Below are 15,002 nucleotides of genomic sequence, written 5' to 3' on the forward strand. Positions count from 1 at the left end.
TGTGGGGGCGAATTCATTCGCCCGCCAAGCACCAATCAAGCGCCATGGGCGAATGCATTCGCCCCTACGGGAGTAACCTTCTGGCGCAGCAGGAAATGCCCCAACGCCGGCAGCAGGATCAGCGCGCCGAGCATGTTCCAGATGAACATGAAAGCCAGCAGGATGCCCATGTCGGCCTGGAACTTGATCGGCGACCAGGCCCAGGTGGCGACGGCGATGCCCAGCGTGATGCCGGTCAGCACCACCACCTTGCCGGTGAAGGTGAGCGCCTTGTAATAGGCTTCCGACAGGCTCATGCCCCCCTTCAGGCGGGCCAGCGTGACGGTCATGATGTACAGCGCGTAATCCACGCCGATGCCGACGCCAAGGGCGATCACCGGCAAGGTCGCAACCTTGACGCCAATGTTGAGCGCCACCATCAGCGCCTCGCACAGCACCGAGGTGAGCATCAGCGGCAGCACCGCGCAGATCACCGCCCGCCAGGAACGGAAGGTGATGAATGCCAGCACCACCACCGCCAGATAGACCAGGCCGAGCATCTCCACGTTGGCCTTCTTGACGACGATGTTGGTGGCCGCCTCGATGCCGGCGTTGCCGGCCGCGTTGAGGATGCGCAGATCGTCGGTGGCATGCCGCCCGGCGAAGTCCTCGACCACCTTGACGACGCTGGCGAGGGTGTCGGCCTTGTGGTCCTTGAGGTAGGCGTACACCGTCAGCAGATCGCAGTTCTGGTTGAACATCTCCCGCGGGGCGCGGGTGATGATGGCGTTGAGGTTGTCCTGGGAGCGGGGAATCTCGAACCACTTCAGGCTGCCTTCGTTCATGCCGGCATTGGCGACCTTGGCGAGGCCGGCCAGCGAGCTGGTGGCCTCGACGCCGGGCAGCTGCTGCAGCTCACGCTCCAGCGCATCGACGGCGGTCAGCGTGTCGTAGTGGGCGCAGGCGTACTGGGGCGTCTTCACCATCACGATGTACACGTCGCTGCTGGCCGCATAGTTGGCCACCATGTAGGCGTTGTCCCGGTTGTAGCGGGAGTCCGCACGCAGCTCCGGCGCGCCGGGGTCGGTATCGCCAATCTTCAGCTGGAAGCTCACCACCAGGCCAGCAAGGCCCATCGCGGTGCCTAGCAGCACGGCGATAGTGGCCCACTTGCGCTGGGTGAACAGGTCGAGGAAGGCCCAGAACGGATGCTTGCGGTGCGCCGTGTCGCCGGCTTCGGCGATCTCCGCCTGCAGGCTGCGGCGGGCCGCTTCGGGGCTGACCCCGGTGTAGGACAGCAGGATCGGCAGCAGCACCAGGTTGGTGAAGATCAACACCGCCACGCCGATGCTGGCAGTGATGGCCAGATCCTGGATGACCTGGATGTCGATCACCATCAGCACCGCGAAGCCCACCGCGTCGGCCAAGAGCGCGGTCATGCCGGCCAGGAACAGGCGGCGGAAGGTATAGCGGGCGGCCACCAGCTTGTGGGTGCCGCGGCCCACGTCCTGCATGATGCCGTTCATCTTCTGGGCGCCGTGGCTCATGCCGATGGCGAAGACGAGGAAGGGCACCAGCACCGAGTAGGGGTCCAGCTCGTAGCCAAGGGTCGGCAGCAGGCCGAGCAGCCACACCACCGCGATCATCGAGCACAGCACCACCAGCAGCGTGCTGCGCAGGCAGCGGGTGTACCAGTACAGCACGACGGTGCAGATGGCGATGGCGGCGGCGAAGAACAGCAGCACCTGCTGCAGGCCCTCGATCAGGTCGCCGACCACCTTGGCGAAGCCGGTGACGTGGATGGCGATCTTGTCCGACTCGTACTTGGCACGCAGCGCCTCGATGCGCTGGGACAGCTCGTGGTAGTCGATACGCGCGCCGGTTTCGGCGACCTTGTCCTGCAGCGGCACCAGCACGATGCTCGACTTGTAGTTGGCGGCCACCAGCTGGCCGACCTCGCCGGAGCGCTCGACGTTGAGGCGCACCTGGGCCAGGCTCTCGGCGGAGCCGTCGTAGTCGTCGGGCACCACCGGACCGCCGTCGAGGCCGTCCTCGGTGACACCGGTCCACCGCACCGACGGCGCCCACAGGGACTTCATGTAGGGGCGATCCACGCCGGGCTGCAGGAACAGCTCGTCGGCGATCTTCTTGACCGTGTCGAGATAGTCGACGTCGAAAATCGTGCCGTCCTTGGCCTCCACCGCGATGCGCAGGCTGTTGCCCATGCCGGCCAGCTGGCTGCGGTTCTCCAGGAAGTTGACGATGTAGGGATGCTTCGTCGGGATCATCTTCTCGAAGGCGGCGTTCAGCGACAGGCCGAAGGCCTTGTAGCCGAGGAAGACGCTAACCAGCGCACAGAGGACGACGATGACGAGGCGGTTGTTGAACAGCAGGCGTTCGGGCAGGGAGCCGGAGCGGGGATCGAAGGCCGTGAGGTCGCGGATCACCACGCCATCCGGAATATCGTGGGCGTGACTCATTTCTTTGCTTCCGCAGTGAGGGTGGCGGGCTCCACGCGGCTGAGGCCGCGGGTGCCGGAAACGACCAGGGCGCCGTCGGCGGCCTGGACCATGCTGGTGAGGCCGGTGGGCAGGGACGTGGCCAGCGGCGTGAAGCGGTTGGCCGCCGCATCGCCGCGCAGCAGGCGGCCACTTTCGTCGGCCAGCAGCACGGCGCCGTCGGCCAGCTTCAGGCCGGCGGTCAGCGTGACCGGCTGGGCGAGTTCGACCTGCGCCCAGCTGGCGCCGTCGCCGCGCCAAGCGTTACCGCGCAGGCCGTAGGCCAGCAGGCTCTGCCCGCCAAGGCCAAGCGCACCGAAGAAGGTGCCGGCGTAGGGCGTCTGCAAGCGCTGGAAGCTGGCGCCACCGTCGGTGGAGCGGAACAGCACGCCCTGCTCACCGGCGATCAACAGGCCGCCGGCGTCCTGGCTGACGGCGTAGAGGTGCTTGCCGCCCGGGTTGGGAATACGTGTCATCAGGGACTGCCAGCTCTTGCCGCCGTCGGCGGTGGCCAATGCAAGACCGTAGGCGCCGACGATCCAGCCGTGCTGGGCATCGGCGAAGAAGACGCCAAGAAAGGGTTTATCCGGCCCGTCCTGCAGAAGGCCTTCGGCCTCACGCAGATGGCGGGCGGCTGCGTCGCCGCCGGTGGCGAGCTGCGCGCGGGCGTTCTCGGCGACGATCTGCGCCGCCTGGCGGCCGTCGAGCTGGCGCTGCCAGGTCTCGCCACCGTCCGCGCTGTGGAGCACCACGCCGCTATGGCCGACCGCCCAACCGAGCTTGTCGGACACGAAATGGATCGAAGTCAGCGCCACGCTGACCGGCACGCCTTTGGCTTGCCGCCAGCTGCGGCCGTCGTCATCGGACAGCAGCACCAGCCCGCGTTCGCCGACCGACACCAGACGCTTGCCGGCCCGACCGACGGAGAGTTGCAGGGAATGGGCTGCGCGCGCATTGAGCTGGGCCGGTTGCACCAGCAGGTCCGGCACCGAGCGGGTGTCGGCCGCACTGGCGGCTGGCGCCAGCAGCGCGAGCAAGGAGAAGGTCGCGGCGAGGCGCAACGACCGACGAGCGGAGAGAGAGGATCGCATCTTGAACACCTGTTCCGCGGCACTACCACGCAACACCGGTGTTCGCGACACCGGCCACGGCAGGCCGCAGAAAAACAAGGGAAGAACCGGGGTCGGCCGGACCCTGCGCGGGCTGCGCGCCGGGCCGGCCTTCCTGGGGAGGGAGAACTCAGCGGGCCGCCTCGGCCGCCACCGCATCGCCGGTGAAGTAGGTTTCCTTCTTGCGCGGCACGATCTTGAACTCTTCCTCGTTGAGCGCCTGGATCACGCTCATCGTGTTGGCCTGCAGGTTGAAGACGGTGGCGGTCTTCATCATCGTGCCCGGCAGCGCCGGCACCACGAAGGGGGTGACCTGGGTGGTGCGCCACAGCTTGCCTTCGGCGTCGAAGCCGTCAGCCAGCGCGATCAGCCAGGTGTCCTCGTCCAGGTAGTAGCGACGCTTGGGCACCGCGTGGCGCTTGCCAGGTGCGACAGTGGCCTCGACGACCCATACGCGGTGCTTTTCCCAGCGCACGTGGTCCGGATTGAGATGGTGCTTGCCGATCGCATCGTCCAGCTTGGCGCCGATGAAGCCGTTGTTGTTGTAGGGAATCAGCAGCTCCTTCTTGCCGATCAGCTTCCACTGGAAACGGTCGAGGGCGCCGAAGAAGCCCTGCACCTCGTCGAAGTAGTTGGCACCGGAGGCCACGAAGTCGGGCGTGTCGTAGGACACCGTCGGGGCGCGGCGCACGCGACGCTGGCCGACCAGGTACTGCCAGGCCTGGCGGGACTGCTTCATGTCGATGCTGTCGCGGATAACCAGCGACTCACCAGCCTTGAATGGCGGCTCCAGGGTGTTGAAGCGGAACATCGCGTACTCACCGGACCAGCTCTCGGGCGTGGCGTCCTTGTAGTACTGCGGGTACTGGAAGGCGATCTCGTTGCGGGTGGCCAGGGTCTTGCTGCCGTCCGCGTTGCCGACGATGTTCTTGAAGCGGTATTCGATGGACTCGGCTTCGAGGCGCATCAGGTAGTTCCACATCACCTCGACGCCCTCCTTCGGAATCGGGAAGGGCGTGCCACCGATGCAGCCTTCAAGAGAGTAGCCGCCGTCCTTGGTCTTGCAGCGGGTGGCGTTCTTGAAGACGTTGTCGTACACCTCCTGCGGCGCCGCGGCCGTGCGGTGGGACGGATAGACGTCGAGACGGAAGCTGTCCGGATACTTGGCGAGCAGCGCCTTGGTGCCGTCGGACAGCAGGTCGGCGTACTGGGCGGCGTTCTTGGCGGTGACTTGGAAAACCGGCTTTTCGTCGGCGAAGATCTGGGTCGGGATGACGCCCAGCTTCTTGCCCGGCAGCGGCTTGGTGATGCCGCCGTTCCAGGCCGGGATGCTGCCGTCCTTGTTGCCGTCCTTGTTGCCGGCCTTCTCGCCGCCCAGCGGCGTCAGCGTGCTCTTCAGCTTGGCGGCCTCATCGGCGCTCACCGCAGCATGGGCGGCCTGGCCGCCGGCCAGCAGGGCCACCAGCGCGGTGGCGAGAATCTTGGTCTGGTTCATGTGTGTCTCCTCGTTGCTTGATGCGAATCAGAAGCTGCGCTGGATCGACAGGGACACGAAGTCGCGGTCGCCATGGAAGTTCTGGTAGGACAGCTCGGGCACCGCGGTGCCATAGCGCACCACCGAGCCGGCCGATCCGATGTAGTGGGTGTAGTTGAGGCTGCCCTGCCAGGTCTTCTGGTAGTCCGCCTTCACGCCGATGCTGACGTTGCCGCCGTGCTCGGACGGGAACAGCGCGCCATTCACCGAGGAGCGGCCGCTGATGCCGTAGCTCATGCCGATCGGCACTTGCAGGTCGACGCCGGGCACCACCTGGAAGTATTCGGGCTGGAAGATGAACTGCAGCGCGCTGGCATCCTTGGTGGCCAGCGGATCGAGCTGGTCGGCGTTGTCGCTGATCGACAGGCGGCGGTTGTAGGCCAGCTCGCCGATAAAGGACGCGCCTTCCCACAGGGCGCTGGCGCCGAACACGCTGATCGCCGACATGTTGAGGTGCATCGTCTTGCCGACCGGATAGGCCGCGCGGCCCTTGCCGTTGGAGTCGGCATTGGTGATGACGGCGTTGCCGGAGGCCACCAGCGGCATGTTGTCGCGGAAGGACAGCTCGGCCGCCACGTTGGTCTCGCCGACCAGGGTGCTGACGCTGGCACCGACGGTGCGGATGTTCTCGCCGAAGACCATCACGTAGTCGCCGATGCTGCCGGCGCGCACATTGACGCCGGGGCGTGCGTAGAACTGGGGCAGCTTGTCGTGGAACTGGGCCGCGTAGAAGCCGTACTCCGCGTCACCCGACTTGAACTTGACCTGGAAACCACCCTGGCCGGAGTTGCGCGGTTCGATGTCCTGGCTGCGGTAGAGCACCGCGCCAGGGCCTAGGATCAGGGATTCGCCGCCGACATCGACGAAGTCGGCGAAGCTGAAGTAGCTGCCCGCCGCCGGCAGGCGCGTCTTGCGCCATTCGAGCTGGTAGTAGGCGCCGATCGACACGGTCGGGCTGAGCTGGACCTGGGTGGACAGCTGGCCGACCGGACGGGCGATCTCCTTGAACTGGGAATTGGGGACCGACAGGGCCTTGATCAGGTCTAGAGGCGTCTGCGCACCGGCGATGCCGTTGTTACCAAAGAACAGGCTCTCACCGTAAAGCTGCGTGAAGCGGCCGCCCTTCACGTTGACGTTCATGTCGCCGGGCGCGAAGTTGATGTAGCCGAAGGCGTCCATCAGCTCGGCCTTGCGGCCGTGCAGTTGCTCGGTGCCGCGGGTGAATTCGTCGTAGCGGACAGAGCGGGAATTGACCAGCGCCCCGCCGAGCGCGCCGGGGTTGTCGTTGCCGCGGTTATAGACGTCGTCGTACCAGGCGGCGCCGCTGAGGCGGAAGCCGAAGTCCTTCTTGTAGCGCAGCTCCAACTCGGACAGCAGGTCGAAGCGATTGGAGATCAGGCCCTTGCCGAAATTGAGGTCACCATCGTTGGTGTTGGCCTGGGGGCCGAGGGAGTTGTCGGCCACCGAAGGGTTGGCATTGCGCACGCGGAAGGCGGCGCTGTACTTGAGCGTGTTATCCCAGCTCAGGGCCACATCCGGGTTGCCGGTGTCGATGGCGACGGCGCTCGCCCCACCACTTCCCAGCAGCGTAAGCGCCAGCACCGTGGCGAGATGCAGCTTGGGTTGGCGCAGGCAAAACGGGGCCATAGCGGCGGTCCGGAAAGGACGCTTGTTCATGTCTTCCTCCTCATGCGTGATGTGTCTTGCGTCTGGTTGCCCGTCTGGTGGCGAAGGCCGCGGGCCTGAATCGCAGCGGGTTGGTGCGCAAGTTATCGAGCGGGAGGATTACCGTCCAATACCATTATTTCCCCTTCTTAATACCCTACAGGTATCATCAAGAAGACCGGCCTGCCGGTACATGACAAAGGGGAATCGAAACGTGGATCTACGTCACCTGCGCTACTTCGTCGCTGTCGCCGAAGAGGAGAACATCGGGCGCGCGGCGGCGCGGCTGCACATCTCGCAACCGCCGTTGACGCGACAGATCCAGCAGCTGGAAGAGGAACTGGGCGTCACGCTGTTCATCCGCACGCCGCGCGGCATGGAGCTGACCCAGGCGGGAGAACTGTTTCTAGAGGAGGCGCGCAACATCCGCGCGCTGGTCGAGCAGGCCACCGAACGCACTCAGCGGGCCGGCCAAGGCAAGCTCGGGCGGCTGGACGTGGGGATTTTCGGGTCGGCGATCCTGGACGCGATTCCGAAACTGCTGCTGGCTTTCCGCAACCGCTATCCCGACGTGAAAGTGGTGCTGCACACGATGACCAAGGCCGAGCAGATCGAGGCACTGCGCCAGCGCCGCATCTCGGTGGGCTTCAACCGCATGCTGGCCCCACTGGCTGACCTAGACATCAAGCAGGTCACCACGGAATCCCTGCTGTTGGCCGTGCCGGCCGAGCATCCACTCGCCGCCCAACCAGTGATCCGCTTCGCAGAGTTGCAGGACCATCCGATGGTGCTGTTTCCCACCGGCGCGCGGCCGAGCTTCATCGACAAGGTGATCGGCCTGTGTGCAGACAGCGGCTTCCAGCCGCAGATTTCGCAGGAAGTGGGCGATGCCGTCACCGGCGTCGCGCTGGTGGCCGGTGGTTTCGGGGTGTGCCTGGTGCCCGACTCGGCCACCACGCTGCAGTTTCCCGGCGTGGTCTATCGCCAGTTGGCTGACACCCCGCCGAACTTCTTCGTGGACCTCAGCTGCATCTACCGCAAGGATGACCAGTCTCCGATCCTGGCTGCCTTCCTCGATACCGCGGAACGCTACCGGGAAGAGACGGCCTGAAAAGGCTTACTGGATGATGAAGGACGTGAACAGCGCGTGCTTCACCGGGCCTTCCGCCGGCTTTCGACGCCCCTGCTTGTCGGTCCTTGCCGGAGTGCCAACCGTGGAATTGGCCGCGTCCTTGATTTCCTCGACGAGTTCCTCGCGAGCCTGTATCGACTGCAGTTCCGACCCTGAATGGGCGCACAGCAGCATCAGGATCTGATGCCGGATGATCGGCATGTAGGCGGTAATGACCGATGCCGCCGCCGGATCGTTGAGGCGGAAGGTGATCGCGATCTGGATGAAGCGGCTCTCCCCACCCGGCTCCGGTGCCAGGTTGGTGGTAATCACTTCCAGCGGCACGAATTCGCTGGCACCGCCGCCCCCGCCTCCATGTTCGTTGGCAAAAGCCGGAACGGCCGATCCGAGCATGCATACACACAGGAAAACGGCGCGAAGGATTGCACGGACGTTCAGCATGGACGGAAGCCTCTTCGGTCAGCACATAGCAAAAACGCCCCTTTCGGGGCGTTTTCTGAATTTGGCGGAGAGGGCGGGATTCGAACCCGCGTCAGGGTATTACCCTGAACACGCTTTCCAGGCGTGCGACTTAAACCGCTCATCCACCTCTCCTAAGTGGAGGCGGCACTATATACTAGAATTTAAAAAAGTCAAAGCCTTTTTTGAAATCACCTGCGTACCTCCTGGCCATCGGGCAGCCTCACGAAGTCCACCAGAGCTTGCACCTCAGCCGACGGCGGCGGTGTCAGCAGGCTGACGACGGCAATGACGATGAAGCCCACCGGCACGCCAAAGACCCCGCAGGAGATCGGATTGATGTCGAGCCAGGCCGCCTCCATGCTGCCACCGAAAAAGGTATGGGTGCGCGCGATGTAGAACAGCGTCACCCCCAGTCCAGCCACCATACCGGCCACCGCGCCCCATTTGTTGGCGCGCTTCCAGAAGATGCCCAACACCAGCGCCGGGAAGAAGGCCGACGCGGCGATCGAGAAGGCCAGGCCGACCATGAACAGGATGCTGTCCGGCCGCATCGACGCCACCCATGCGGCCACCACCGCCACCACCAGCAGCTGGGACTTGGTGATCACCAGGCGGCGCTGGGTGGATGCATTGGGATTGACCATCTGGTAATACAGGTCGTGGGACAGGGCGTGGGAAATCGTCAGCAGCAGGCCGTCCGCGGTGGACAGGGCGGCCGCCAGCCCACCGGCCGCCACCAGGCCCGACACGACGTAGGGCAGCCCGGCGATCTCGGGCACCAGCAGCAGGATCGCGTCGCTGTTGATACTGAGTTCGGCCAACTGGAGAATGCCATCGCCATTGATGTCCTCCACCCGCACCAGGCCCGTGCGCGCCCACGAGGCCACCCAGTGGGGCAAGGTCGCGATGCTGGAGCCGACCAGGTTGCTATAGACCTCCCACTTGGCAAAGACCGCGTAAGCCGGCGCCGTGAGATACAACAAGGAGATGAAGAACAGCGACCAGAACACCGAGTGACGCGCCTCGCGGACGGTCGGTGTGGTGTAGTAACGGGTCAGGATATGCGGTAGCGCCGCCGTGCCGACCATCAGCACGAAGCTCAGCGCGATGAAGTTGTTGCGCTCACTGGCCTTGCTTTGCGGCTCGGTGCCAGGGAAAGCCTCCGCGTGGGCCGCCGGGTTGACGGATCGCGCCAGGCTCTCCTGGCGCACCCGCTCCCACTTCAGGCGCGCCTCGTCCGGCGTGCGCGGCAGATCGCGAAGGGCCCGCTCGGCGGCGGCGATCTCCCGCGCCGGCGCCCCTGAGGTCCGCAGTTCATTGACGCGCCGGATCTGCACGACGCGCTCCGCTGCCAGCGACTCCGGCAGGTCCACGATCTTCCGCGCATACTCGTCGGCCCGCGCCCGGAACTGGGCATGCACGGCGTTCTCCCGCGGCTCGGAGAACAGTTCGAGTTCCTTGACCCCCAGATCCTGCAACACCCGCCCGTACACCACCTGGGGCACCGGAACGCCAGTGACCTTGTAGGACAGAATGGTCACCGGCACCAGGTAGGCGACGATCAGGATCACGTACTGGGCGACCTGGGTCCAGGTCACCGCCCGCATCCCGCCCAGGAAGGAACACACCAGCACGCCAGCCAGGCCGACGAACACGCCGATCTCGAACTCGATGCCGATGAAGCGGCTGGTGATCAGGCCGACGCCGTAGATCTGCGCGACGACATACACGAAGCTGGCCAGCACCCCCGCAAACACTCCGACGACCCGAGCGAAATGCCCTTCGTAGCGCGCACCGAGGAAGTCCGGAATGGTGAACTGGCCGAACTTGCGCAGGTAGGGCGCCAGCAGGATGGCTACCAGCACATAGCCGCCGGTCCACCCGACCACGAAGGCCAGGCCCTCGAAGCCAGCGTAGTACAGCGTGCCTGCCAGACCGATGAAGGAAGCGGCACTCATCCAGTCCGCGGCAGTCGCCATGCCGTTGAACATCGCCGGCACGCGGCGGCCAGCCACATAGTATTCGGACACGTCGGAGGTACGGCTCATCACGCCGATCGACGCATAGATGGCGATCGTCGCGAACAGGAAGATCTGCCCGATCCAGTGCGGCGTCAGCCCAAAGCGCTCGGCCACCGCCAGCAAGCCGACGAAGGCCACGAAACCAAGGGAATAGAGGAGGTAATAACGTCGAAGACGGCGGGAAAACGCGGCAAGGGAAGTCATCCAGTCGTGGCCTCAGTGATCGTCACGGACGCCGAAGCGGCGGTCCAGCCTGTCCATGCAGTGCGCGTAAATCCAGACGATCGCCAGGAACACCAGCAGCGCCCCCTGGGCCGCCATGTAGAACCCCAGCGGCCAGCCCAGGAATTCGATGGTGTTCAGCTCCCCGGCAAACCAGCCGGGCAGGAAGCTCACCGCCGCCCACAGCAACAGCAAGGCAGACGTGAGACGCAGCGTGGCCCTCCAGTAGGCCTGCTTTCTCGTGTCGGTATCGCTCATCCATCACTCTCCTGTCCTGCCATGGTGCCTGGCCGGCACCCCTGCCAAGACCCGAGTATAGCGTTCATGCATGGGCCCTAAAGCTGGTAGCGCAGCGCGAGCAGTTGCTGCAGGTGGCGGCCCCGCCGGAAAGATTCCTTCAGGCGGACCCGCTCCATCTCGTTGAGTTCGGCGGGTGCCACCAGGTTCGGCGGATGCGTGGCCGCCTTCTGACGGCGCAGACGCAGGAGCTGGATGAAATCGAAGGCTTCCACCAGCGGCGCCACATCCCGTGGCGCCCAGCCGAGCGCGGTCCCCGCCGCCCGCAGGCGCCCGACCGTCGAAGTGTCGGCAATCCTGCAGGCGAGCGCCAGGATGCGTGCCGCATCGACAAAGGGCCGGCTGCCATCACGCTTCAGATCCAGCAGGCCGCTGCGGCGATCGACGACGAAATCGCGGATCCGGCCCAGCGGTGGGCCGCTGCTCAGGGCGTTGCCAGCCATGAAGCGCAGAAAGAGGTCGTTGTCAGCCGCACAATCGAGCAGCCAGCGCATCAGGCCGGACGCCAGTGTGGCGTCGCCGGCCAGCGCGCGCAGGTCGAAGAAGATTGTGCCGTTGAGCAGGCTTTCCGGATCAGCGGAGCACATCCACTCGGTGAACTGCCCCCGCCACTCGTCGACGGACAGGCACCACTTAGGATTGCCGGCCATGATCCCACCGCGGCACAGGGAATAACCGCAGGCATCGAGCAAGGCATTGACCCGCTGCGCAAAGGGCAGGAAACGGGCGCGCAACCGACTGGCATCCTCATGCCCTTCCGGCAGGAAGATCAGGCCATTGTCCTGATCGGTGGAGAGGGTCTGTTCAAGCCTCCCCTCGGAGCCGAAACCCAGCCAGCACCAGCGCACCAGCGGCAGCTCGAACTCGGCTTCGGCCAGCTCGATGGCCTTCTGCACGATCAGGTCATTGAGGATCGAAATCCACTCCCCAAGTTGGCCCGCCCCTTCACCCATCTCGACGCGCTCACCGCCCTCCGCGTGCAGGCGGCGCGCCGCCGCAACCAGGGCGTCCGCCCCATCCACGGCCTGGATCGTCTCGATCAGGTCGTCAGTTGCCAGCCGCCCCTGGGCGTACAGATCTCCACGGCACAACACACCGGCGAAACGGCCCAGCTCATCCACCACCACCAGATGGCGCAGGTCGTGACGGGCAAGGGCCAGGCGGCCTTGATGAACGCTGGCATCCAGCGGCAAGGCCACCACCCCGCCGGTCATGACGCCGGCGACGGCCGCGTCGAGATCGCCGGCCGGCAGCGCGACGCGCTGCAGCGCATCCCGCTGGGTCAGGATGCCAAGCGGCAGGTCCGTACGCGGATCAGTCACCACCACGCTACCGACCCGCTCGGCGCACATGCGGCCAAGGGCGGCACGGACGCTGGTCTCCGGCGACACCGCCACCGGCGCCCGGCGCAGCAGGGCCGCCAGGCTGGCGGCACGCACTCCCGTCACAGCCGTGCCCATGGGCCGCCGGCCTCAGTACTTGACCCGCGCGTAATAGGTCTTCTCGGACGCACGGCGGGCTTCGCCAAGCGTCCGGATACCCATTTCGGCCAGCAACGGGATCATGCGCAGGAACACCTCTCCGGTGACGATCGCGTCACCCAGCGCGGTGTGGCGCCCCATCACGCTGACCCCCATGCGCTCGCTGATCGCCTCCAGGCGGTGGGACTCCTGGGACGGATGCAGTACCGCCGACAGCAGCAGGGTATCGAGTACCGGTTGCGCGAAGCGAATACCGGTACTCGCCTCCTTGAGCTGCAGGAAGCGCATGTCGAAGGCCGCGTTGTGGGCCACCAGCACGGTGTCCTCGGCGAAAGCGTGGAAAGCCGGCAGCACCTTGCCCATCGTCGGCTGGCCAGCCAACATGTCAGGCGTGATGCCGTGGATCTTGATCGACTCTTCCGGCAGGTCACGCTGCGGGTCAACCAGCTGGTCAAAGGACTCGGACTTGCGCAGCTTGCCATTGACGATGCGGGTTGCACCGATCTGGATGATCTCGTCCCCTTCCGACGGGTTGAGCCCGGTGGTCTCGGTATCGAAGACCGTGAAAGTCAGTTCCGACAGCAGGCAGTCATCGAGTTCATGGCTCGCCGGGGTCTGCTTGAACAGGTCGAAGTCGTAGTACTCCGGCCGGCTGTCGCCTTTCAGGTAGGCCGCTGCCTCGATCTGCTCCTGGGGGATCGCCGACGGCAGCAGCAGGCGGAAGAAGGCACGATGCTGGGTCTTTTCCCGCTGCAGCCAGATCTCGCCGTCGTGGCGCTCGATGACGTCGCGCACCGTCAGCGGCGAGTTCTCGCCGGCGAAGGTCATCGGCTCCAGCTCCCAGGCCATTACCGTCTCGGTGCTCATGGCCTGCCCCGACCAGATCAGGTCCAGGTGGGCCAGGCGCCCGGCGGCGCTGAGGCGGAAGCGCACCTCGCGCACCTCGAACTCGTCGGACAGTCTGCTCGCCAGATAGCCAATGGCCTGCAACAGCGAGAAGCTGTCCACCTTCACCCACACCTGCGGATCCACGTCCTCCAGCTTGGTGGGCAGGCCGAGCTTCTTCTCGATGCGCCGCTGGGCCGCCGCCACGAGGTCGGCACCGAGCATCTCATCGAGGGGCCAGCGGGTCTTGAGGGAGTCGGCGAAGGCGTTGGCGGTCTCGTCAAGGCGCGTGCTCATGCCCTGCACTTCATCGCGGATGACCTTCAGGAAACGGTCCTTCAATTCAGCATCGAGGTCAGGATATTCCAGCATCTCCGCGGCCGCCCGCAGGTTGGCCAGGGACGAGCGGCTGCCCTCGGTGAGGGTGTGAAGCATCTGATCGCGACGGGTCTCGACCTCGAAGTTGCGGGTGATGTTGTCGAGCATCAGCACAAAGCCCGACATGGCCGGTTCACCCTCCGCCTCGCCGCTGCCCAGCACCGGCGCCATCTGCACGCGCAGCAACTGGCCGGCCCGGGTGGTGGTGACGAAATTCGCCACCGGTTGCGCGCTACGCCGGCGGATGCGCTCCTGGATGCTCTCCAGGGCATGGGTGATGAGGCTGCGCTCGAAGACCAGGTAGATCGAGCGGCCAAGGCCGATGATCTCTCCGCCTCCCGCCGCCGTCGGCGTATCCGACATGGCCTTGAACTGCAGGCGGGCGCGATTGTTGTAGAGCAGGATGCGGCCGTCGAGGTTGCAAACGACGACGCTCTGGCTGAGCTCCGACATCAGCGCCGCCAACCGGTTGCGTTCTTCCTCCACCGAGCGGCGCGCCTCGCCGATGCGGGCCTCCACGTCCTCCTGCAGGCTGCGCCGCTGGTCGGCCAACTGATTGACCAACTCGGCGATGCGCTGCAGCTCTGGCGAGCCCAGCGGCTTGAGCCGGCGGGCCGGATCGGTGCCAACGATCAGCCCGACCTCGTCGGCCAGTTGCGCCGGCGCCGCAAAGGCCGCCTCCGCAAACGGCTTCATCAGCACCGCCGCCGCCCCCGCCCCGACCAGTCCGATCATGATCAGCAGACCAAAGCGGGGATTGAGGATGGGCTCCAGCACTTCGCGCTCACTGGGAGAGAGATCGCGCCAGAGGGCGATGCCGGCCACCGCGAGGACACCCACGACCAATACGCAGGCGGCCAGGATTGCCAGCCCCTGCCTGGATTTGACACTCACAGGAAAACCTCCCGAACGTTGCGCCGCGCCGCCAACGGCGGGCTCAAGCGGGAAGCTCCAGCAAGGCCTTGACCTTGGCCACCAGCTCCCGTGTGGAGAACGGCTTGGTCATGTAGGCATCGGCCCCCATCGCCAACCCCTTGGCCACTTCGGTCTCTCGCCCCTTGGCGGTCAGCATCAGGATGCGCGTACCGTGCAGTGCAGGCTCAGCACGGATTTCCTGGCAGACTTCGTAGCCGTTCTTGCGCGGCATCATCACGTCGAGCAGCACCAGATCGGGCGATTCGCGGCGCGCCAAGTCAAGAGCTTCCTGCCCGTCGCTGGCGATGCACACCTCGAAGCCCTCTCGCTTCATCAGGAATTCCAAAGAAATGACGATGTTTTGCTCGTCATCCGCTATCAGTATTTTTTTAGTCATCTATCCCCTCCCTCTTCGTCATCCCGG

Annotated in this window: 11 protein-coding genes and 1 tRNA gene; 1 reads left to right on the forward strand and 11 read right to left on the reverse strand. The window is 65.5% G+C overall.

Translation table 11 applies throughout. From position 1 onward, the window contains the following. Positions 1–35: 35 nt before the first annotated feature. From ACE3RX_RS09315 to ACE3RX_RS09330, 4 genes are all read right to left on the reverse strand, one after another. Complete coding sequence (locus tag ACE3RX_RS09315; protein WP_374482646.1) at positions 36–2,459, reverse strand: RND family transporter; 2,424 nt, start codon at positions 2,457–2,459, stop codon at positions 36–38. After that, positions 2,456–3,568, reverse strand: coding sequence for a WD40/YVTN/BNR-like repeat-containing protein (locus ACE3RX_RS09320; RefSeq protein ID WP_374482648.1), 1,113 nt, complete (start codon positions 3,566–3,568; stop codon positions 2,456–2,458). The genes ACE3RX_RS09315 and ACE3RX_RS09320 overlap by 4 nt, the downstream gene beginning before the upstream one ends. Positions 3,569–3,716: 148 nt before the next feature. Then, complete coding sequence (locus ACE3RX_RS09325; protein ID WP_374482650.1) at positions 3,717–5,081, reverse strand: DUF1329 domain-containing protein; 1,365 nt, start codon at positions 5,079–5,081, stop codon at positions 3,717–3,719. Positions 5,082–5,108: 27 nt separating this feature from the next. Beyond that, positions 5,109–6,767, reverse strand: coding sequence for a DUF1302 domain-containing protein (locus ACE3RX_RS09330; RefSeq protein WP_374482810.1), 1,659 nt, complete (start codon positions 6,765–6,767; stop codon positions 5,109–5,111). Between the two features lie 232 nt (positions 6,768–6,999). Between ACE3RX_RS09330 and ACE3RX_RS09335 the strand changes: the two genes are divergently transcribed. Continuing rightward, on the forward strand, positions 7,000–7,896 hold the full coding sequence (locus tag ACE3RX_RS09335) for a LysR substrate-binding domain-containing protein (RefSeq protein WP_374482652.1): 897 nt from the start codon (positions 7,000–7,002) through the stop codon (positions 7,894–7,896). Between the two features lie 6 nt (positions 7,897–7,902). Here the strand turns inward: ACE3RX_RS09335 and fliL are convergent, their stop codons facing one another. The 7 genes from fliL to ACE3RX_RS09370 form a co-directional block, all read right to left on the reverse strand. Further along, entirely contained in the window at positions 7,903–8,358 is a 456-nt protein-coding gene (gene fliL / locus ACE3RX_RS09340; protein ID WP_374482654.1) for a flagellar basal body-associated protein FliL, read from the reverse strand. A gap of 62 nt (positions 8,359–8,420) precedes the next feature. Then, positions 8,421–8,511: transfer RNA gene (locus ACE3RX_RS09345), tRNA-Ser, on the reverse strand. Between the two features lie 56 nt (positions 8,512–8,567). Then, positions 8,568–10,604, reverse strand: coding sequence for a sodium:solute symporter family protein (locus tag ACE3RX_RS09350; protein WP_374482656.1), 2,037 nt, complete (start codon positions 10,602–10,604; stop codon positions 8,568–8,570). Between the two features lie 12 nt (positions 10,605–10,616). Then, positions 10,617–10,880, reverse strand: coding sequence for a DUF4212 domain-containing protein (locus ACE3RX_RS09355; protein WP_374482658.1), 264 nt, complete (start codon positions 10,878–10,880; stop codon positions 10,617–10,619). Positions 10,881–10,957: 77 nt separating this feature from the next. After that, positions 10,958–12,379, reverse strand: a complete 1,422-nt coding sequence (locus ACE3RX_RS09360; RefSeq protein ID WP_374482660.1) for a DUF294 nucleotidyltransferase-like domain-containing protein — start codon at positions 12,377–12,379, stop codon at positions 10,958–10,960. A 12-nt stretch (positions 12,380–12,391) separates the two neighbouring features. Next, positions 12,392–14,557, reverse strand: coding sequence for an exonuclease domain-containing protein (locus ACE3RX_RS09365; protein ID WP_374482662.1), 2,166 nt, complete (start codon positions 14,555–14,557; stop codon positions 12,392–12,394). A gap of 43 nt (positions 14,558–14,600) precedes the next feature. Then, positions 14,601–14,975, reverse strand: a complete 375-nt coding sequence (locus ACE3RX_RS09370; protein ID WP_374482664.1) for a response regulator transcription factor — start codon at positions 14,973–14,975, stop codon at positions 14,601–14,603. Positions 14,976–15,002 lie beyond the last annotated feature (27 nt).

This window comes from Zoogloea sp. (assembly GCF_041914405.1).
In the GTDB taxonomy this organism is placed as follows: Bacteria; Pseudomonadota; Gammaproteobacteria; order Burkholderiales; family Rhodocyclaceae; genus Zoogloea.

Excerpts from the sequence above, each read along its gene's own strand:
- ACE3RX_RS09355 (WP_374482658.1), bottom strand. The coding sequence starts at position 10,880 with ATGAGCGATACCGACACGAGAAAGCAGGCCTACTGGAGGGCCACGCTG.
- ACE3RX_RS09330 (WP_374482810.1), bottom strand. The coding sequence starts at position 6,767 with ATGGCCCCGTTTTGCCTGCGCCAACCCAAGCTGCATCTCGCCACGGTG.
- ACE3RX_RS09325 (WP_374482650.1), bottom strand. The coding sequence starts at position 5,081 with ATGAACCAGACCAAGATTCTCGCCACCGCGCTGGTGGCCCTGCTGGCC.
- ACE3RX_RS09360 (WP_374482660.1), bottom strand. The coding sequence starts at position 12,379 with ATGGGCACGGCTGTGACGGGAGTGCGTGCCGCCAGCCTGGCGGCCCTG.
- ACE3RX_RS09370 (WP_374482664.1), bottom strand. The coding sequence starts at position 14,975 with ATGACTAAAAAAATACTGATAGCGGATGACGAGCAAAACATCGTCATT.
- ACE3RX_RS09350 (WP_374482656.1), bottom strand. The coding sequence starts at position 10,604 with ATGACTTCCCTTGCCGCGTTTTCCCGCCGTCTTCGACGTTATTACCTC.
- ACE3RX_RS09320 (WP_374482648.1), bottom strand. The coding sequence starts at position 3,568 with ATGCGATCCTCTCTCTCCGCTCGTCGGTCGTTGCGCCTCGCCGCGACC.
- ACE3RX_RS09315 (WP_374482646.1), bottom strand. The coding sequence starts at position 2,459 with ATGAGTCACGCCCACGATATTCCGGATGGCGTGGTGATCCGCGACCTC.
- fliL (WP_374482654.1), bottom strand. The coding sequence starts at position 8,358 with ATGCTGAACGTCCGTGCAATCCTTCGCGCCGTTTTCCTGTGTGTATGC.